The sequence below is a fragment of the Ornithinimicrobium panacihumi genome (assembly GCF_052073805.1).
Taxonomy (GTDB): domain Bacteria; phylum Actinomycetota; class Actinomycetes; order Actinomycetales; family Dermatophilaceae; genus Ornithinicoccus; species Ornithinicoccus panacihumi.
The window spans coordinates 134236-153876 of sequence record NZ_JBQGWG010000002.1 but is presented as its reverse complement, the minus strand read 5'-3'; the positions used below and the strand labels follow the sequence as shown (position 1 = coordinate 153876).

The following is a 19641-nucleotide window of genomic DNA, read 5'->3' as shown; positions in this document are numbered from 1 at the left end:
GTGTCCTCCATGCACTCCGGTATCGATCGCGCGCACATGGACACCGACGTCCGTCCCCAGGACGACCTCTTCGCCCACGTCAACGGCACCTGGCTGAAGACCGTCGAGATCCCGGAGGACCGTGCGCGCTACGGCGCGTTCGACACCCTGCGGGAGAACGCCGAGACCCGGGTCCGCGAACTCATCGAGGACGCCGCGCGGCAGCAGCCGGCCCTCGACACCGCCGCGGGCAAGGTCGGCGCGCTCTACGCCAGCTTCATGGACACCGACCGGGTCGACGAGCTCGGCACCGACCCGCTGGTCGAGCCGCTGCGCGAGGTCGCGGCCGTCGCCAGCCCCTCCGACGTGGTCCGCCTCGCCGGGCGCCTGCAGCGGGAGGGCCTCGACGGGCTCGTCAACCCGTGGGTGACCGCCGACGCCGGCAACCCCGAGGACTACATCGTCTACCTGCACCAGGGCGGCATCGGCCTGCCGGACGAGGACTACTACACCGCAGAGGCGCACGCGGAGGTCCGCGAGGCCTACCGCGCCTACCTGGGCCGGCTGCTCGAGCTCGCCGCCCCGGCCCTGGAGGCCGCCGGGCTGGACCTGGGCACCGACCCGGTGGGACGCCTCTACGCCCTCGAGGAGCGGATCGCCGACGCGCACTGGGACCGGGTCTCCGCCCGCGACGCGGTGAAGTCCTACACCCGCCTCACCCGCGACGAGCTGGCGCAGCGCACCCCCGGCTGGGACTGGGACGCCTACGCCGAGGGCCTCGGCGCCCCCGCCGGTGCGCTCGACCAGGTCGTCGCCCGCCAGCCCGACGTGCTCACTGCCGTCGGCGAGGCGCTGACCGAGGTGCCGGTCGCCGACTGGCAGGTCTGGCTCGCCGTCCGCGTCCTGGACGGCCTGGCGCCCTACCTGACCGAGGACCTGGTCATGGCCCACTTCGACTTCCACGGCACCGCGCTGTCGGGCACCCCGGCGATCAAGGAGCGGTGGAAGCGTGGCGTCGCTCTCGTCGAGGCGCTCCTCGGCGAGGCCGCGGGGCAGATGTACGTCGAGGCCCACTTCCCGCCCGCAGCCCGCGAGCGGATGGAGCAGCTGGTCGCCAACGTCACCGAGGCCTTCCGGCAGCGGATCGGCGAGCTGGAGTGGATGGGCCAGGAGACCCGCGGCCGGGCGCTGGACAAGCTCGCCGCCTTCCGGCCCAAGATCGGCCACCCGCCGACCTTCCGCGACTACACCGCCTACCAGCTCGACCCGGCCGACCTGGTCGGCAACGTCCGCCGCGGCAACGCCTTCGAGACCGACCGCGAGCTGGCCAAGATCGGGCAGCCGATCGACCGCGACGAGTGGCTGATGACCCCGCAGACGGTCAACGCCTACTACCACCCGATGCTCAACGAGATCGTCTTCCCGGCCGCGATCCTGCAGCCGCCTTTCTTCGACGTGGAGGCCGACGACGCGGTCAACTACGGCGGGATCGGCGCGGTCATCGCCCACGAGATCGGGCACGGCTTCGACGACCAGGGCAGCCGCTACGCCGGCGACGGGTCGCTGACCGACTGGTGGACCGAGGAGGACCGGGCGCGCTTCGACGAGCGCAGCCAGGCCCTGATCGCGCAGTTCTCCGACCTGTCCCCCCGCGACCTGCCCGGCGGCGAGGAGAAGGTCAACGGCGGCCTGACCGTCGGGGAGAACATCGGCGACCTGTGCGGACTGGAGCTGGCGCACCTGGCCTACACGATCGCCACCGAGGGCCAGGCGCCCGAGGTGGATGGCTGGACCGGCGACCAGCGCTTCTTCCTCGGCTGGGGCTCGGTGTGGCGCACCGTGGCCCGGGAGGCCGAGGCACGCCGCCTGCTCTCGATCGACCCGCACGCCCCCGCCGACCTGCGCGCCAACACGGTCCGCAACGTCGACGCCTTCCACGAGGCCTTCGGGACGGCCGAGGGCGACGCGCTCTGGCTGGCGCCGGCGGAGCGGGTGCGCGTCTTCTGACGCGGAGCGGTGGGCGGCCACCCGGCTAGGTTGGTCCCGTGCCGGTCCACTTCACCTTCCCGCTCGAGGACGACCCGCCCGGAAGCACCACGCTGCTGGGCCTGGAGGCCTCCAACCGCGGGGCCGACATCGGCCTGTCGCTCACCGGTGGTCTCGACCTGCGCCTTCGCGTGCCGGTGGGCTACCGGGTGACGCACGCCTACTCCAGGCCGGAGGTGACGGTCGCGCTGGTCGGCTCGTTCCTGGCGGACTTCGCCCTGGCCGTCGAGGAGTCGCTGATCACCGACGGCGTCCACCCCTGGCCCTTCGACGGGCTGTCCAACGACGCCTGGCTCTTCCACCTGCGTCAGCTGGTCTCGCTGGAGGAGCGGCTCTCCCGGGCCCGGGGGAGCGGGGTCGCTGACGACCCCCGGGTCAAGGAGGGTATGCGGCAGCTTCCCGCCTCCTTCGAGCCCCACGGGGCGGCGCTGCGGGAGTGGCTGGAGCGGGCGCGCCCCCAGGTCAAGAGAGCCCTGGGGGTGATGCGGGAGGATGCCGAGATGCGCCGGGTCGCCGCCTACGAGCAGCGCGTCGCGGAGGTGCTGCACGACCTGGCCGGCGTCGCCGAGGACGACCAGGACCGGCCGAACCCGGACCTGTGGCGGATCGCCGGCGAGGAGCCCCGCGCCGGCGGGTGACCGCATACCCGGTCCTCAGGTGGCGGGACGCACCCCGCCGACACGGTGGATCGAGAAGGTGCGCGTCACGTCCCCGTCGCCGACCACGGCCCTGACCCGTCCCCCCTCGACGGACTGGGGCCGGACGAGATGGGTGGCGACGCCGCCGGCGTCGTCGGCGTAGGAGATCCAGACGGCGGAGCCGTCGACCGCGGCCTCCCGCAGCAGGCCGGTGACCACGATCGGGTCGGTGTGCAGGCCGTCGTCGCCGAGCCCGGAAGCACGTGCCCCCTCGCCGCGGCGCATGAGCGCGACGACCTGGCGCGCGACGACGTCGTCGACCGTGCTGACGCGCACCGGGGGAGCCGGGCGGGCGGACGTGCGGCGCCACTGCGGGGGAGCCAGCTCGACCCCGCCGTCGCCGCCCTCGAGGACGGGGCCGTACTGCTCCTCGCGCAGCAGGTCGACCACGGTGGCGGCGGGGACGGGGGAGACCAGGACCGTCGGGGCGATCCGGCGCCACTGGAGCATCCCCAGGGCGCGGTCGCGCTCGACCCGGTCCAGGAGGGCGGGGTCGTCGGAGCGCAGGTAGGCCGCGCAGGCGCCGATGCGGGCCTGTCCGTGGCGGCGGGCGACGTCGCGGACGAGATAGTCCAGGGGCTGCGGGACGCCGGTGCGGGAGGCGGTGGCGAGGTCGGCGAGCACCCGGTCGGCCGTCCACCCCAGGTCGAGCGCCCGGCGCACGGAGGCCTCGGTGAAGCGGTGCACGGTCGCGCCGCCGCGGGACTCGACGTCGCTGACCAGGTGCATCAGGGTGCGGACCGGCCCGTCGAGGCGTCCGGGAGCGATGGCGGTGAGGTCGGCCTGGAGGAGGACGTGGTCGACGGCGGGCGGGACGAGGGGCTCCATCAGGTCGGCCGCGGTCGCCTGGACGGTGGTGGGGTCGGCGCCCCCGGCCACGATCGCCCGCCCGGGGGCGGACAGCGCGCCTCGACCCGTGATGCCCGCCCACTCCGCCTCGCGCAGCGCGACCGGCGGACCGACGCCGTGGTCGCCCTGCTGGCGGGCCGTGCGGAGCGGATGGCGCCAGCGCAGCAGCGCCGCCAGGGAGTCAAGGTCGGGAGCCGCGCCGCCGGGCAGGGTGGCGAGGGCGGCGAGCGTGTCGTGCCGGCGCACGCGCGACAGGGGATATGAGGTCTGCGTCGAGAGGGCGTTGACGCGGCCGCCGTCGCCGGTGCCCACCAGGCTGGGCGCGGCGGGCATCGTCCACCAGGCGTGCGCCAGGGCCGCCCATCGGGCCCCGGCGTCCTCGGTCAGCCAGGCGTCGGCCCGGGTCGTGGGCACCCAGGCCTGCTCGGCTCCCGGCCGCGGGCCGCCGTCGTCCACGGCGAGCAGCCCGGCGGCGTGGGCGGTCTCCAGCAGCCAGGCGGTCTGGTCGGTGTCGAGCTCCAGGTGCGAGGCGAGGCGGCCGAGGTCACGGACGGCGAGGCCGCCGCTGCGCAGCACCCGCGGTGGCCGCAGGCCCCACTCGTCGAGGACCTCGGTGACCAGCACGATGAGGTCGGCAGCGCGACCTCCGGCGGCCGCGTCGACCATCCCCTGGTCCAGGGCCTGGTGCTCGACCTGCGGAGGCTCGGTCGCGGGCTGCCGGTGCAGGCGCCCCTCGCGCAGGACCAGGGCCACCTCGCGCGGCAGCCGGACGTGCTCGTCGTCGACCCGCGTGAGCAGGCCCGCGCGGACCAGCTCGGCGCCGGCCAGCGTGGCTGGCGTGGCGGGTGATCCGTCCCCGCCGGTCGGCAGCCCCAGGGCACCGGTGGCCGGCCCCCACGTCAGGGCGGCCAGGACGCTGCGGCCGCGCTCGTCGACGCGGGCCAGAGCCGCCTCGATCTCCTCGGGTTCCATCGCCTCGCCAGCCGGTGCCAGGCCGGCCGGGTCGCCGATCAGCTCCGCGACGGGGCGCGCGGGCCGCATACCCTCCGGGGCCCGCCAGCAGAGGGCGAGGTCGCGCAGCCGGGTGAGCAGCTCCTCCGCCCGGGAGGGGCTGGTCGCCAGCAGCGCGGCGATCTCCCCGGTCTCGGCCGGGGCGGCCACCACGACCGCCTCCAGGGCCTGCAGGTGGGCGAGGTCGAGCGACTCCAGGGCGCGCTGGATGCTGGCGCGGGTGGTTGCCCGCGCGGCGAGGGCGGTGACGTCGGCCGCGGCCGGGCGGGCCAGGTCGGGCCGCGCCCGCAGGAGCGCGGCGAGCTCGTCGTCGCTGCGGGCCCGCAGGTCGTCGGCCAGCGATCTCACGTGAAGAGTGCCTCGTAGACCTGCTCGAAGCGGCGGAAGCGGTCGGTGTAGTAGGGCCGGCGCGAGTAGTCGGGCGTCAGCGTGGGGCCGCGGTCCGGCTTGGCCCGGCGCACGTCGGGGGCCAGGGTCTCCAGCGCGAGCAGCGCCGTGCCGTGCAGCGTCGAGCGCTTGAGCGTGACCGGCGTGACCGGGGTGCGCATCGCGTCGGCCATGATCTGCAGCAGCTCAGGCCGGTCGGCGGCCACGCTGCCGCCGGCGTAGAGCTTCTCCGGCTGCGGGGCCACCTCGCGCAGCTGGCTGGCGATCCGGGCGTAGGACAGGGCGATGCCCTCGAGCACGCCCCGGTAGACCTCGGCGGGCGCGGACCCGGCGCTGAGCCCGGCGACCACCGCGCGGGCCGAGGAGGCCCAGCCGGTGCTGCGCTCGCCGGTGAAGAAGGGCAGGACCAGCGGTGTGGTCTCGTGCGGCTCGGCGGTCAGCGCGTCGGTGAGGTCGTCCTCGTCGAGCTGGTCGATCGCCAGGGTGACCTCGGCCCAGTCGACGGCCCGTCCGACGTCGTTGAGCGCCCCGCCCAGCAGCGCCCGGTCGTGGGAGACGCGGTAGCACCACAGCCCCGGCGGGAGCTCCTCGGGCATCTCGCTGACCAGGACGCGCACGGCGCCGGAGGTCGCGCACGAGGCACCGATCGCGGTCTCGTCGTGCGCGCCCAGGCCGACGTTGGCCGCCAGGCCGTCCGTGACCGGCGCGAACCAGCGCGCCCCGGCCAGCACCGGCCACTGCTCGGCGATCTCGGCGGCCTGCTCGGCGGCGACCTCGACGGGCTGGTCCAGGTGGTGGATGGGCGGGAGCTGGTCGATGGTGATGCCGGCGATCTCGACGAGCTCGGGATACCAGGTCGCGGTGTGCCGGTCGACCATGCCGGTCCAGGACGCGGTCGAGGTGCCGGTCGCCAGGGTGCCGGTGAGCCGGAAGAGGATGTAGTCGCCCATCGACAGGTAGAGCGCCGCCGCCGAGACGACCTCGGGACGCTCCTGGGCCAGCCACCGCAGCCGGGCCGGCCAGTAGCTGGAGTGCACCCGCGTGCCCGTCCGCTGCTGCAGGGCCTCCTCGCTGAGCTCCTCGCGCAGGGCGACGACCTGCCTGGCGCAGCGCCCGTCGGCATAGGTGAAGCAGGGCGTCAGCGGCGATCCCTCCTCGTCGAGGACGACGAAGGAGGAGGAGAAGGTGTCGAGCGCGACGCCGGCGATCTCGTGGCCGTCGACCGCGTCGGTGAGCTGGTCGATGAGCGAGATGATCTCCGCGACCACCTGGTCGGGGTCGATCTCGGAGGTGCCGCCCGGGGCGGTGGTGAAGGCGTGCGGCACCTTGGCGCGCTTGCCGACGGGGCGTCCCTGCGCGTCGTAGACCATGCCGCGGCTGGCGGTCGACCCGACGTCGAGCGCCAGGACCAGCGGCTCGACGGCGTCCTTGAGCTCGATCTCGAAGTCCGAAGCCATAGGGCACCACTCTAAGCGGCGCCCGCGTGCCCGGAGCCCCGGCGTGCGAGGATCGGGGCCGTGCACCCCTCGACCGCCCTCGCGACCGTCCTCGTCGACGAGCTGGTCCGCGGCGGCGTCCGCGAGGCCGTCCTGGCGCCCGGCTCCCGCTCGGCGCCGTTGGCCTACGCGCTGGAGGAGGCCGACCGTGCCGGACGGCTGCGGCTGCACGTGCGCGTGGACGAGCGCTCCGCGGGCTTCCTGGCCCTGGGTCTGGCGAGGGGCTCCGGCCTGCCGGTGCCGGTCGTCACCACCTCCGGGACGGCCGTGGCCAACCTCCACCCGGCCGTGCTCGAGGCGCACCACAGCGGCATCCCCCTGCTCGTACTCTCCGCCGACCGCCCCGCCGAGCTGCGCGGCACCGGCGCCAACCAGACCACGGTCCAGCCCGGGATCTTCGCCGCCGCGGTCCGGTGGGAGGCCGACCTGCCGGCGCCCGAGTCGGTCTCGCCGGTCGCCAACGCGCACTGGCGATCCACGGTATGCCGTGCCCTGGCGGCCGCCCTCGACCCCACCGGGGTCGGTGGTCGGGGGCCGATCCACCTCAACGTCTCCTTCCGGGACCCGCTGGCCCCGGACCTGGGCAGCACCGTCGAGGCGCAGGAGGGGCGCGAGGGCGGGGGGCCATGGACCGAGGTGCCGGTCGTCCAGGTCATGGGCGGCCCGTCGATCGGGGCGGGGGAGCGGACGCTGGTCCTGCTCGGCGACCTGCCCGACCCGGCGCTGAGCAGGCAGGCGCTGGAGTGGGCCGGGCTGGCGGGGTGGCCGGTGCTGGCCGAGCCCTTCGGGGTGCTGCCGGCGGGCGGGACCGTCGTGCCGCACGGGGTCCTGGTCGCGGGTCGTCTGGCTGCCGGGGACCCGGGGCTCTCCAGTCTCGTGCCGGACCGCGTGGTGGTCGTGGGGCGGCTGACGCTCTTCCGCGAGCTCGGTGCCCTGCTGCGCCGTCCCGGGACGCGCGTCGAGCACGTGTCACCCGGGCCGCGGTGGACGGATCCCTCGCACGTCGTGGCCCGCGTCCACCGGGAGCTCGGGCCTCCTCCCGGGCAGACGCCGGGCGCGGACGCCTGGGTGGCGGCCTGGGTCGACGCCGGCCGCGCGCTCGACGAGCCGGTGCGGGCCGCCGTGGGCGAGGGGCTGACCGGCCCGGGCGTCGCGGTGACGGTCGCCGCAGCCCTCGGCGACGAGGACGTCCTCGTCCTCGGCTCCTCCAACGCCCCGCGCGACCTGGCGCTCGCCCATGACGCCACGTGGCCCTCGCCGCGCGTCGTGGCGGGCCGTGGCCTGGCCGGGATCGACGGCACCGTCTCGACGGCCGTGGGCGTGGCCCTGGCGACCGGGTCGGGCAAGGGCACCGGGCGGACCGTCGCCCTCATGGGCGACCTGACCTTCCTGCACGACGCCAACGGTCTGGTCATCGGGCCCACCGAGCCCCGGCCCGACCTGACGATCGTCGTCACCAACGACGACGGGGGCGGGATCTTCTCGACGCTGGAGTACGGCGAGCCCGCCCGGTCCGCCGCCGCGGAGGCCGCGGCCGCCACCGAGCGGATCTTCGGCACGCCGCACGGCACCGACCTGGGTGCGCTGTGTGCCGCGCACCACGTGCCGTTCGTGCGGGTCACGGACCTGGCCGCGCTGCGGTCGGCGCTCGAGGCGCAGGACGGCGGGCTGCGCGTGGTCGAGGTGCCCCTGGACCGCACCGGCCACCGGCCGTTGCGCGACCGGCTCCGCGGCTGAGGTGTCCGCCGGACTCGGCCGGGCGCAGGCTCAGAAGCCGATGGCCCCCGTGGGGTCGAGGTCCGCGCGCATCGCCCGGGACAGCTGGCGCAGCGCCCCGGGGGTGTGCTCGGTGATCCCGTGCACCGGCGCCAGCGAGACCACCGACCGGCCGCCCAGGTAGGCCGCGCCCAGCGCCGCGACCGGGACGACGAGGTCGGCCTCCTCCTCGGTCCGCACGCAGGTCGCGGCACCGTGCTCGTCCACGGTGAGCAGCCAGCGGCCGGCGTTCCAGGCGCAGCGCTCGTCGGTGACGTCGAGGACCAGGCGGCAGGGCGCCGCATACCCCCGGTCGGAGAGTGCCCTGGGCAGGTCGACGATGCGGATCCAGAGGCTGTCGAAGGCCCGGACGGACGCGCCACGGGGGCCGCCGGACCACCACAGGAGCGGGTCGTCCATCGAGCGGTTCCAGAAGGTGACCTTGCTGGTGAGGTCCAGGTCGGTGAGGCGTCGGGCAAGGGCGAGGAGACTCGCGTGGTCGACGGCGCCGAGCTCGGACACGTCGACGCCGCCCTGCGGGGTGGCGTCCTCCCACTTGGAGTCGCGCCGGAAGACGGCATAGCCGCTGACCTGTCCGTCCCGGGTGGCGAGCATCAGACGTCGTGGCTCCTTGCTGCCGCGGGACTTGGGGAAGTCGCGGTACCACTGGTCGGCCTTGGCGTCGGGGCGGGTGACCGCGCCGAGGGTGCCGGCGGCGCAGGCGAGGTGGGCCTCATGGAGGGCGGCCCGGCCCTCGGGCGTGGGCAGGGTGACCACGTGCGTCGAGACGGCGCCGGCGGCCTCGTCGATCGGGGCCGGCGCGGTGAAGGTCGTGCCGCGGCCCAGCTCGATCTTGATCTCGGTCGAGGCGTGGCCGTAACCGAAGCGCCCGTAGATGCCGGTCTCGCTGGCGTGCAGGCCGGAGACCGCGGCGTCCCCGCGCTGGTGGACCCGCTCGAGGTGGTCGGTGATCATCCGGGTGAGCAGGCCCTGGCGGCGGGCGTCGGTGTGGACGCCCACCCAGGTCAGCCCGGTCATGGGAAGGGCCACGGGCTCCTGCGGGCCGGGGACGGTGACGGCCATGTCGTAAGCGCTGTAGATGCCCAGCAGCGGCGCGGGGCCGTCGGTCGGCTCGCCCGTCCGAGGACCGCCGGAGCGCTCGACGGCGCGCGCGTGGGCGAAGTCGAGGTCGTCCTCGAGGTCCGCGGGCGTGCCCCCGGGCTGCACCTCGAACCAGACGAGGTCCTCCAGGTCCTTGATGCGCGGCAGGTCGGCCGGGGTGAGGTCGATCAGGGGGTGCGTGGGCTCGTCGGTCACGGCAGCGAGTCTGCTCCCTCCGAGGTGGTCGGGCCAAGCCCTTTTCGTGCCGTAGCCTGGATCGGTCGCCCCTCGTCGCGTGCGACCCACCCCTTCCGATCTCTCCCCGACCCCCCGTCCCGTCCTGCCCAGGAGCCCCATGAACGCCGTGTCCCAGAGCCCTGCCGACCAGGGGCTGCGGGGGTCGGTGGCGGCGGTGATGGTCGTCTTCGCGGCCGCCGGCCTGCTGATGGGGCAGGGGCTGTCGCGGGTGCCGGCGCTGCGGGACGCCCTCGACGCCGACAAGGCCGAGCTCGGCCTGGCGCTGATGGGGATGGGGCTGGGCTCGCTGCTGACGATGCCCTTCACCGGGCGCCTGGTCGACCGGTTCGGCAGCCGGGCCGTGGTCACCGTGACCGTGCTGCTGGCCTGCACCGGCTGGGCGGTCGTCTCGATCGTCCCCTCCATCCCGCTGCTGCTCGTCGTGCTCGTCGGCACCGGCTTCTCGGTCGGCATCTGGGACGTGGCGATGAACATCCAGGCCGCCCACGTCGAGAGCCGGCGACCGCGGGCGTGGATGCCCTACTTCCACGCCGGTTTCTCCGCCGGCGCGGTGGTCGGGGCGGGCCTGGGAGCGTTCGCGGCCTGGGCCGGGATCGGCCTGGTCCAGCTCCCCGTCCTGGCCCTGGTCGCAGCGGTATGCGGTGTCGCCGGCGCCTCCCGCTTCGTCACCGAGACCCACGAGGACCTGGACCCGGCGACGGGGGAGGGGGAGCGGCCCGCGCGGCGCGGGATCACCCGCCTGGAGATCCTCATCGGCCTGGTCTGCCTGTCGGCGGCGCTCGCGGAGGGCTCGGCCAACGACTGGCTGGCCCTGCTGCTCGTCGACGTCCACGGGGCGCCGGAGGCCTTCGGCGCCCTGGCCCTGACGGCCTTCAACCTGACGATGACGATCGGCAGGCTCATCGGCAGTCCCGTCATCGACCGGGTGGGCCGCGCGGTCGTCGTGCGCCTCGGCGGGGTCCTGGCGGCCGCGGGCATCCTCATCGTCACGCTGGTGCCGTCCTTGGTCGCCGCACTGGTCGGCGGGCTGATGTGGGGCCTGGGCGTGGCCACGATCTTCCCGGCGGCCATGTCGGCCGCGGGCGAGGTGCCGGGCCGCGGCAACCGGGCGATCACCGTCGTGTCGACGATCGCCTACGGCGCCTTCCTGTTCGGTGCCCCGACGATCGGCTTCTTCGCCGAGCACCTCGGCCTGGACCGCGCGCTGTTCATCGTCGTCGCCTTCCTCATCCTCATGACGGCACTGGCCCCGGTGATGCGCGAGCGCTCCACCCCATGACCGGGAGCATCGTGTGGTTGACCCCACCCCGACCGGGCGCCTCGTGTGGTTGACCCCACCCCGACCGGGCGCGTCGTGTGCTTGCTCCTGACCCCACCGGGAGCAGCGTGTGGTTGTTCAGCCGATCCAGTAACGCCGCTTGGCCACCCCGGCCGACGTCGTCCGCACGTCCTCCAGCACGCCACCGACTGTCTCGATGACTGAGGCGGAAGCGACGTTGTCGTCGTCACAGGTGACGAGCACCCGGCTCACGCCGAGCTCGGCCAGCCGCTGCACCGACAGACGCAGCATCTGGGTCGCATAACCGCGCCTGCGGAACTGTGGTGCGACCGCATACCCCACGTGCCCGCCCTCGGCCATCAGAAAATCGTTGAGCTCGTGGCGGATGGAGACGCGTCCCACCGGCGCACCGTCCACCTCGGCGACCAGGAAGTCCGCGGGCACACGGCCGGGCGGCAGGTCGGTGCCTCGGCTCTCTCGCGCCACCTGCGCGAGGAACTCATCCCACGGCTCGGGTCCGAACAGGAACTCGAAACCATCTTTGGCCAGCTGGGTGTGCATCCGCCGCAGGACGGTCTCATCCGCGGGCGTGGGCGGGCGCAGGGTCACGGGCATGGGGTCATTGTGGCTTGTGGCAACCACACGGCACGCTCGGTGGGATCAGGAGCAACCATTCGACGCGCTCGGTGGGGTGAGGGGCAACCATTCGACGCTCTCGGTCGGGAATGGGGGGAGAGGTCAGAGGAGGCCGAGGGCGTGGCGCATGGCGGTGAGCTTGACCTCGGTCTCGGCGAGCTCGGCCTGAGGGTCGGACGCGGCGACGATGCCGCCGCCGGCGAAGATGCGCAGGGAGTGGCGGTCGGGCGCGAGCTCGCCGCAGCGCAGGGCGATGCCCCAGTCGCCGTCGCCGCCGCCGTCGACCCAGCCCACGGGACCGGCATACCTGCCGCGGTCCATCCCCTCGAGCTCGGCGATGACGCGGAAGGCCACCTCGGTCGGGGTCCCGCACACGGCGGCCGAGGGGTGCAGCGCGGCCGCCAGCCGCAGCGAGGTCGCGCCGCTGGCCATCGTGCCGGTGATGTCGCTGGCCAGGTGGTAGACGTCCGGCAGCTCCAGCACGTACGGAGCCTCCGGCACGTGCAGGTCGTCGCAGTGCGGCCGCAGCGCCTCGGCGACCGAGCGCACCGCATAGGCGTGCTCCTCCAGGTCCTTCTCGCTGCTGACCAGACGGAGCCTGGGGTCGACCGGATGGTCGGGATCGGTATGCGGCAGCTCACCGGCGGGGGAGGTGGCACCGGCGGGTGCGCCGTTGCCCCGGCGGATGGTGCCGGCCAGCACCCGGGACCTGGCCCGGCCGCCCTGGAGCCGGACGAGCATCTCCGGCGTGGCACCCAGGAGACCGTCGACCGCGAAGGTCCAGGTGGCGGCATACCGGGTAGAGAGGCGCTGCAGGACCGGGGCGACGCGCACGACGTCACCGTCGCGGTGCCGGACCTGCACGTCGCGGGCGAGCACGACCTTGTCGACCTCCCCGGAGTCGATCCGCCCGATCGCGCGGGTGATGACGCCGGGCCACTCATCGGGCGGCACGGTGCCCTCGCCCTCCACGACGGGGTCGAGCCGGTCGAGGAGCGGGTTGGTGCGGGCCAGCAGCTCGCTGGGGTGCTCGGCCGGCCAGGGCTCGTCGGCGCCGACCACCTGGGTGACCCAGGCCAGCCCGTCGCGACGGCCGATGAGCATCTGCGGGACGACCAGCACGCTGGGGTCGCCGGAGCCGTCGTCGAAGGCGAAGGAGCCGAAGGCCACCAGGCCCGAGCCGGGCAGGCGGATGTCGTCGTCGACGACCGCGGCGGCACGCAGCTCGTCCCACCAGGCCTCCGCGGCGGCGAAGCGCTCCGCCCCACGGGTCTGCACCACCGCGGCGCGGCCCCAGCCGATCAGCCCGTCGCCCTCGCGCAGCCAGGCCACGACGTCCCGCGGGTCGGTCTCGTCGGGGACGCGGGAGAGCAGGTCGCCGGCGACGTCGACGGCGAGGGAGCGCACGCGCAGGCGCGGGGGCGTGGAGAGCGACACAGCCGACCAGCCTAGGTGGTGCGAGGATGGACCCATGAGCCTGTCCCGCGCCACCCTCGCCAAGAAGCCCCGTGAAGTCGCCGAGATGTTCGACGGGGTCGCCCGGCGCTACGACCTGACCAACACCGTCCTCACCGGCGGGATCGACCACCTGTGGCGACGCGCGGTCGTCAGGGCGGTGGACGCGCGACCGGGGGAGCGCATCCTCGACATCGCCGCCGGCACGGGCACGAGCAGCGAGCCCTTCGCCGACGCGGGCGTCGACGTGGTGCCGGCCGACTTCTCCCTCGGGATGATGCGCGAGGGCAACCGGCGCCGCCCCGACCTGCCCTTCACCGCGGCGGACGCCACCCGGCTGCCCTTCGCCGACGGCTCCTTCGACGTCGTCACCATGAGCTTCGGGCTGCGCAACGTCCAGGACTTCCCCGCCGCCCTGCGCGAGTTCCGTCGCGTCGCACGGCCCGGAGGTCGCCTGGTGATCTGCGAGTTCTCCCAGCCGGTGGTGCCGGTCATGTCGACCGTCTACTCCAGGGGCGTCCTCAAGGTCCTGCCCGCGGTGGCCCGTCGCACCAGCTCCAACCCCGACGCCTACGTCTACCTGGCCGAGTCGATCGAGGCCTGGCCGGCCCAGGAGGAGCTCGCCCGCAGCATCCGCGAGGCCGGCTGGGAGCAGGTCCGCTGGCGCAACCTCACCGGCGGGATCGCCGCCATCCACCACGCCACCGCGCCCCTGGCGGCGCCGGGGACGCTGGCCTGACCCGGCGCCTGCCCGGCACCTGACCCGACCCGCACCTGGAGGGACGCGACATGGACGTCGAGCTCGCCGAGGTCCGTGACTTCCTCGCCTCGCACGCCCCCTACGACGAGCTGCCGGAGGCGGTGCTGGCGCAGCTCCCGGCGCGCTGCTCCCTCAGCTACGCCCGGCGCGGCACCCTGATCCTGCGCGCCGGGACACCCAACGACCGCCTCTACGTCGTCCGGTCGGGGGCGGTGGACATCACCGACGAGGGGCAGCTGGTCGACCGCGTAGAGGCCGGCGGCAGCTTCGGCATGTCGGCCCTCATCGAGCGGGCCCCCACGCGCTACGACGTCACCGCCCGCGAGGACACGCTGCTGATCACCCTGCCGCAGGCCGACTTCGACGAGCTCATCGCCGGCCAGCCGCAGGTGGCCCTCCACTTCGCCGCGACCCACCACCGCCGCATCAAGGCGGCGCTGTCCCAGCTGCAGCAGCACCACCGCGGGTCGGCCGTGCTGAAGACCTCGGTCCGCGACATGGTGCGGATGCCACCGGTCACCGCGGGCCCCGGCCTGAGCATCACCGAGGTCGCCCAGATCATGGCCACCGAGGGCACCTCCTCCCTGCTCGTCATGGAGGGGGAGCGGCTGGTCGGCATCGTGACCGACCGCGACCTGCGGCGTCGCGTGCTGGCGGCCTGCGTCGACCCGGCCCGGCCGGTCGCGGAGATCATGACCAAGGATCCGATCACCCTCCCGGACGTGGCGCTCGCCTTCGAGGCGATGCTCGAGATGACCGGCCACAACATCCACCACCTGCCGATCCTGGGCCCCGACGGCAAGGTGACCGGCCTGGTCACCACCTCGGACCTGGTCCGCCTGGAGCACTCCAGCCCGGTCTACCTCGTCACAGACCTGCAGCGGCAGGTCGACGTCGACGGCGTCGTCGGGCAGGCCCGCCGCATCCAGGGGGTGGTGACCCAGCTGGTGGACGAGGACGCCACCGCAGAAGACATCGGGCGGGTCGCGACCGCACTCAACGACGCCGTCACCGTGCGGCTGATCCAGCTGGCCGAGGCGGACCTCGGCCCGGCGCCCGCGGCCTGGGCCTGGGCCGCGCTCGGCTCGGCAGCCCGGGACGAGCAGGGCCTCGGCGGCGACCAGGACCACGCCCTGGTGCTGGCCGACGACGCCGATCCCGACGACCCGTGGTGGGCGGCGCTCGCCGAGGGCGTCACGGCCGGTCTCGAGGCGGCCGGCCTGCCCCGGTGCGACGGCGACGTGATGGCGACCAACCCGCAGTGGCGGATGACGGTCGGACGGTGGCGCGAGCAGTTTGCCCGCTGGTCCCACGAGCCGGAGCCGGACGCCGTGCTCTGGGCGGCCATCTTCTACGACATGCGGGCGCTCCACGGCGACGCCTCGCTCGTCCGGACGCTGCGCGAGGAGGTCGTGCCGATGGCGGCCGGCTCCGAGCGGCTGCTGGCCCACCTCACGGGGCAGGCGGCGCGGATGCGTCCACCGATCGGCTTCTTCCGCGGCTTCGTCCTCGAGGACGCGGGGGAGCACCGCGACACCCTCGACGTCAAGCGCGGCATCGCGGCCATCGTGCAGATCGCCCGCGTGCACGCCCTGCGCGCGGGATCCACCGCGCTGAGCACCTCCGCGCGCCTGGCGACCGCCCGGGAGCGGGGCCTGATCTCACCCGAGACCGCCGCCGACCTCCTCGACGCCCACGAGCTCCTCTCCTACCTGCGGATCCGGCACCAGGCCGGACAGGTCAGGGCGGGGGAACGACCGGACAACTACCTGGACCCCAAGGCGCTGGGCAGCCTCGACCGCCGGCTGCTGCGCGACGCCTTCGGCATCGTCCGCAGCGCGCAGCAGGGCCTGGCCGCGCGGGTGCCGCAGGTCGGCTGATGGGTCTTCTCGGTATGCGGCGCCGCCGCCACCCCGACCCGCCTCCCGGCCCCCTCGCGGACCTCGCCGCCGCCGAGCCCTTCGACCGGCGCACCCCGCTGGAAGATGTGGAGCTGGTGGCCCTCGACCTGGAGACCACGGGGCTGGACCCCGCGCGCCACGAGCTGCTCTCCTTCGGCTGGGTCCCGGTGCTGGCGGGGCAGGTCCGGCTCGCCGGTGCCCGGCACCGCCCGGTCCGCCCGCGCGGCGAGGTGGGGGAGTCCGCGGTGGTGCACGGGCTGACCGACGACGCCCTGGCCTCCGCGCCCCCGCTGGCCGAGACCCTGCCCGAGGTGCTCGCCGCCTTCACCGGGGGGCGTCGGCGGGTCCTGCTGGCCCACTTCGCCCAGGTCGAGACCACTTTCCTGACGGCGGCCTGCCGCCAGGTCTACGGCAGCGCCGTCGACCTCCAGGTGGTCGACACCCTCGAGGTGCAGCGTCGGCTCATGCGGGCCCAGCACCACGAGCTGCGTCCCGGCACGCTGCGGCTGGACGCGTGCCGCCGTCGCCACAACCTGCCCCGCTACGGCGCGCACAACGCCACGACCGACGCGATCGCCGCCGGCGAGCTCTTCCTTGCCCAGTGCTCGGCGCTGGAGGTCGCCCGCGGGCGCCGGCTCACCCTCGACGACGTGCTCGAGCGGGATTAGGAACGTCCTCCTTGCCCTATTCCGACGAAGTCTCCCCTGACCAGGCGCACCCCTGGGGCAGGCCTAGACTGACGAAGATCGTGACATCTGGCACAAGCGAGGCGCGTACACCGTGAATCTGCAGGTCGAGAACGCCGACGTGATCGTCGTCGGCGCAGGGCCCGGAGGCTCCGCCACCGCCGCCTACCTCGCAGGGCACGGCCTGGACGTGCTCCTGCTGGAGAAGTCCTCCTTCCCCCGCGACAAGATCTGCGGCGACGGGCTGACACCACGCGCGGTGCGCGAGCTCATCAACGTCGGCGTGTCGATCCGCGAGGAGGACGGCTGGCACCGCACCAAGGGGCTGCGCATCATCGGCGGCGGCGTCCGCCTGGAGATGGACTGGCCCGCCAACGAGACCTTCCCCGGCTACGGCCTGGTCCGCACCCGGATGGACCTCGACGAGATCCTCGCCCGCCACGCCGAGTCGCGCGGCGCGCGCCTGCTGGAGCGCACCAACGTCCAGGACCCGATCCTGGACGAGCGCGGACACATCTGCGGCGTCACCGCCAAGGTCATGGGGGAGGACGGCCGGGCCACCGGCGAGACCCGCGAGTTCCGCGCCCCCGTCGTGGTCGCGGCCGACGGCAACTCCAGCCGCCTGTCCCTGGCGATGGACCGGCCCAAGCGCGACGACCGCCCGATGGGGGTGGCGGTCCGTGCCTACTACGAGACGCCCCGCCACGACGACGACTACCTCGAGTCCTGGCTGGAGCTGTGGACCGAGAGCGACGACGGCGGCAAGATCCTCATGCCCGGCTACGGCTGGCTGTTCCCGACCGGCAACGGCACGATGAACGTCGGCCTGGGCATCCTCAACACCTCCGAGGCCTTCGGCAAGGTCGACTACCGCGACATCCTGCGCCGCTGGGTCCGCACCATGCCGGAGGACTGGCAGATCTCCGAGGAGACCCAGCAGGGCCCCATCCGCGGCGCCGCCCTGCCCATGTGCTTCAACCGTCAGCCGCTCTACGACCGCAGCATGCTGCTCGTCGGCGACGCCGGCGGGATGATCAACCCCTTCAACGGCGAGGGTATCGGCGAGGGGATGGAGGCCGGCCGCCACGCCGCCGAGGTGATCGCCTCGGCCCTGGCCCGCCCGACCGCCGGCGAGCGCGAGGCCGTGCTGCGTTCCTACACCTCGGTGATGAAGAGCTCGCTGGGCGGCTACTACAACCTCGGGCGCGGTTTCGCCACGCTCATCGGCAAGCCGGAGATCATGCGCCTGGCGGTCAAGTACGGCCTGCCGCGCACCCGTCTGATGCATCTGCTCATGAAGATCATGGCCAACCTGCCGCAGGAACGCGGCGGTGGGCTGGACGACCGCGTGATCAACGCGCTGAGCAGGATGACCCCTGCAGCATGAGCGGCCACCGGACCCCTAGGATTGCTGTGCGCCCCACGTCGACCTTGGCGTGCCCTGCGCCCTTGACGCCCCGAAAGGAGCACTGGCACTGATGGACTACCACCCGTATCTGCCGGTCATCTTCTTCCTGTTCTTCGGACTCCTCTTCGCCTTCGGCTCGGTGTTCGGGGGTGGGCTGCTCGGCAAGGTGAGTTACAACCGCGCCAAGGCCGAGGCCTACGAGTGCGGCATCCAGCCCACGCCCCAGGCGCACGAGGGCGGCCGGGTGCCGATCAAGTACTACCTGACGGCGATGCTCTTCATCGTCTTCGACGTCGAGGTGCTCTTCCTCTACCCGTTCGCGGTCGCCTTCGACCAGGTCGGGCTCTTCTCCGTGCTCGCGATGCTCCTGTTCCTCGTCGTGGTCTCGGTGCCGTTCGTCTACGAGTGGAGCCGCGGCGGACTGGAGTGGGACTGATGAGCATCCGGTATGCAGTGGTGCCGGTCCGTGGGCAGGTCGCCCGCGCCGGCGGAAGGATTCGGTGAGACACGATGGGTCTTGAGGACAAGATTCCCGGCGGCATCATGCTGGGCACCGTCGAGGGCCTGATCGGCCAGATGCGCCAGCAGTCGGTGTGGCCGGCGACCTTCGGCCTGGCCTGCTGCGCGATCGAGATGATGGCCGTCGGCACCCCCGACTACGACATCGCCCGCTTCGGTATGGAGCGCTTCGCCGCCACCCCGCGCCAGGCCGACCTGATGATCGTCGCCGGCCGGGTGTCCCAGAAGATGGCCCCGGTCGTGCGCCAGGTCTACGACCAGATGCCCAACCCCAAGTGGGTCATCTCGATGGGCGTGTGCGCCAGCTCCGGCGGCATGTTCAACAACTACGCGATCGTGCAGGGTGTGGACCACATCGTGCCGGTCGACGTCTACCTGCCCGGCTGTCCGCCGCGGCCGGAGATGCTGCTCAACGCCCTCCTGGAGCTGCAGCGGCAGATCCGCGAGTTCAAGTTCGGCGTCAACCGCGAGCAGGCGGCCCGCGCGGCCGAGGCCGCGGCCCTGGCCGCCGTCCCGCTGCACGAGAAGAAGGGGCTCCTGGCGTGACCACTCCGCAGGGCGAGACCGGCGACAAGGCCGGCGCCACCACCGGTCCGGAGACCCCGGACAAGAACCCCACGTCCCAGAGCTCGACCATGGACGAGGCCAACATGCCGCCCAGGTCCGATGCCCAGGACGTGTCGACGGCCAACGCGCAGACCGGCGGCGTCGTCCCGGCCACCCTGACCCGCTCCGGCGAGCCGGTGCAGGTCGCGCACCGCTCCGGCCTGTTCGGCAGCTCGCTGGGCAACGACACCAGCGGCATGGGCGGCCTCCAGGTCCCCGTCCTCTTCCCCGGCGAGAGCGAGCGCCCCTACGGCGGCTACTTCGACGAGATCGTCGACGCGCTCGAGGCCGCTGCCCCGCAGGCCTTCGAGGCCGGCGTCGAGCGCGTGGTCGTCGACCGCGGCGAGCTGACCATCCACGTCACCGGCGAGCACCTGCGTGCCCTGCTGCAGGCGCTGCGCGACGACCCGCGACTGCGCTTCGAGCTGTGCCTGGGCGTCAGCGGCGTCCACTGGCCCCAGCACGCCGGTGCCGAGCTGCACGCGGTCTACCACTTCGCCTCGATCACCCACGGCATGCGCCGGGTGCGGTTCGAGGCCACCTGCTCCGAGGGGGACCCGGTCCTGCCCTCGATCGTGGACATCTACCCGGGCAACGACTGGCACGAGCGTGAGACCTTCGACATGTTCGGCATCGTCTTCGAGGGCCACCCCGGTCTGACCCGCATCCTGATGCCGGACGACTGGGCCGGGCACCCGCAGCGCAAGGACTACCCCCTGGGTGGTGTCCCCGTCGAGTACAAGGGCGCCACCATCCCCGCACCCGACCAGCGGAGGAGCTACAAGTGACCAGCACCGGCCAGCCGGAGGGC

At 73.8% G+C, this 19641-nt stretch carries 16 protein-coding genes; 11 read left to right on the top strand and 5 right to left on the bottom strand.

Translation table 11 applies throughout. The annotated features are described in order from the left end of the window. Positions 1-9: 9 nt before the first annotated feature. Both ACTMMA_RS02810 and ACTMMA_RS02805 read left to right on the top strand, forming a co-directional pair. Entirely contained in the window at positions 10-1986 is a 1977-nt protein-coding gene (locus ACTMMA_RS02810) for a M13 family metallopeptidase (protein WP_441188578.1), read from the top strand. Between the two features lie 38 nt (positions 1987-2024). After that, entirely contained in the window at positions 2025-2663 is a 639-nt protein-coding gene (locus ACTMMA_RS02805) for a hypothetical protein (protein ID WP_441188577.1), read from the top strand. Positions 2664-2678: 15 nt separating this feature from the next. Here the strand turns inward: ACTMMA_RS02805 and ACTMMA_RS02800 are convergent, their stop codons facing one another. Next, complete coding sequence (locus ACTMMA_RS02800) at positions 2679-4931, bottom strand: helicase-associated domain-containing protein (RefSeq protein ID WP_441188576.1); 2253 nt, start codon at positions 4929-4931, stop codon at positions 2679-2681. After that, positions 4928-6427 carry a gluconokinase gene (locus tag ACTMMA_RS02795; RefSeq protein ID WP_441188575.1) on the bottom strand — a complete coding sequence of 500 codons (1500 nt, stop codon included), beginning with the start codon at positions 6425-6427 and terminating at the stop codon, positions 4928-4930. Before ACTMMA_RS02795 ends, ACTMMA_RS02800 begins: the two co-directional genes overlap by 4 nt. A gap of 60 nt (positions 6428-6487) precedes the next feature. Between ACTMMA_RS02795 and menD the strand changes: the two genes are divergently transcribed. After that, entirely contained in the window at positions 6488-8203 is a 1716-nt protein-coding gene (menD, locus tag ACTMMA_RS02790; protein ID WP_441188574.1) for a 2-succinyl-5-enolpyruvyl-6-hydroxy-3-cyclohexene-1-carboxylic-acid synthase, read from the top strand. A 30-nt stretch (positions 8204-8233) separates the two neighbouring features. Here menD and ACTMMA_RS02785 read toward each other — a convergent pair whose 3' ends face one another. Continuing rightward, complete coding sequence (locus tag ACTMMA_RS02785; RefSeq protein ID WP_441188573.1) at positions 8234-9538, bottom strand: GNAT family N-acetyltransferase; 1305 nt, start codon at positions 9536-9538, stop codon at positions 8234-8236. 139 nt (positions 9539-9677) lie between these two features. Between ACTMMA_RS02785 and ACTMMA_RS02780 the strand changes: the two genes are divergently transcribed. Further along, positions 9678-10859 (top strand): MFS transporter, encoded by a 1182-nt coding sequence (locus ACTMMA_RS02780; protein ID WP_441188572.1) that lies wholly within the window; start codon positions 9678-9680, stop codon positions 10857-10859. A 117-nt stretch (positions 10860-10976) separates the two neighbouring features. On the opposite strand, the gene ACTMMA_RS02775 is transcribed toward ACTMMA_RS02780, so the two are convergent. Together ACTMMA_RS02775 and ACTMMA_RS02770 are read right to left on the bottom strand one after the other, a co-directional pair. Continuing rightward, positions 10977-11474: a GNAT family N-acetyltransferase gene (locus tag ACTMMA_RS02775; RefSeq protein WP_441188571.1), complete on the bottom strand. Its 498-nt coding sequence runs from the start codon at positions 11472-11474 to the stop codon at positions 10977-10979. Positions 11475-11597: 123 nt separating this feature from the next. Continuing rightward, positions 11598-12932, bottom strand: coding sequence for an isochorismate synthase (locus tag ACTMMA_RS02770; RefSeq protein ID WP_441188570.1), 1335 nt, complete (start codon positions 12930-12932; stop codon positions 11598-11600). A 40-nt stretch (positions 12933-12972) separates the two neighbouring features. Between ACTMMA_RS02770 and ACTMMA_RS02765 the strand changes: the two genes are divergently transcribed. From ACTMMA_RS02765 to ACTMMA_RS02735, 7 genes are all read left to right on the top strand, one after another. Continuing rightward, positions 12973-13689, top strand: a complete 717-nt coding sequence (locus ACTMMA_RS02765) for a demethylmenaquinone methyltransferase (protein WP_441188769.1) — start codon at positions 12973-12975, stop codon at positions 13687-13689. A 50-nt stretch (positions 13690-13739) separates the two neighbouring features. Beyond that, positions 13740-15590 (top strand): DUF294 nucleotidyltransferase-like domain-containing protein, encoded by a 1851-nt coding sequence (locus ACTMMA_RS02760; RefSeq protein ID WP_441188569.1) that lies wholly within the window; start codon positions 13740-13742, stop codon positions 15588-15590. Then, positions 15590-16279 (top strand): exonuclease domain-containing protein, encoded by a 690-nt coding sequence (locus ACTMMA_RS02755; protein ID WP_441188568.1) that lies wholly within the window; start codon positions 15590-15592, stop codon positions 16277-16279. The genes ACTMMA_RS02760 and ACTMMA_RS02755 overlap by 1 nt, the downstream gene beginning before the upstream one ends. A 112-nt stretch (positions 16280-16391) precedes the next feature. Continuing rightward, positions 16392-17684, top strand: coding sequence for a geranylgeranyl reductase family protein (locus ACTMMA_RS02750; RefSeq protein ID WP_441188567.1), 1293 nt, complete (start codon positions 16392-16394; stop codon positions 17682-17684). A gap of 91 nt (positions 17685-17775) precedes the next feature. After that, a complete protein-coding gene (locus tag ACTMMA_RS02745; RefSeq protein WP_441188566.1) occupies positions 17776-18141 on the top strand; it encodes an NADH-quinone oxidoreductase subunit A in 366 nt (121 codons plus the stop codon). Positions 18142-18215: 74 nt separating this feature from the next. Then, positions 18216-18770 carry a NuoB/complex I 20 kDa subunit family protein gene (locus ACTMMA_RS02740; protein ID WP_441188565.1) on the top strand — a complete coding sequence of 185 codons (555 nt, stop codon included), beginning with the start codon at positions 18216-18218 and terminating at the stop codon, positions 18768-18770. 104 nt (positions 18771-18874) lie between these two features. Next, positions 18875-19618, top strand: coding sequence for an NADH-quinone oxidoreductase subunit C (locus ACTMMA_RS02735; protein ID WP_441188768.1), 744 nt, complete (start codon positions 18875-18877; stop codon positions 19616-19618). Positions 19619-19641 lie beyond the last annotated feature (23 nt).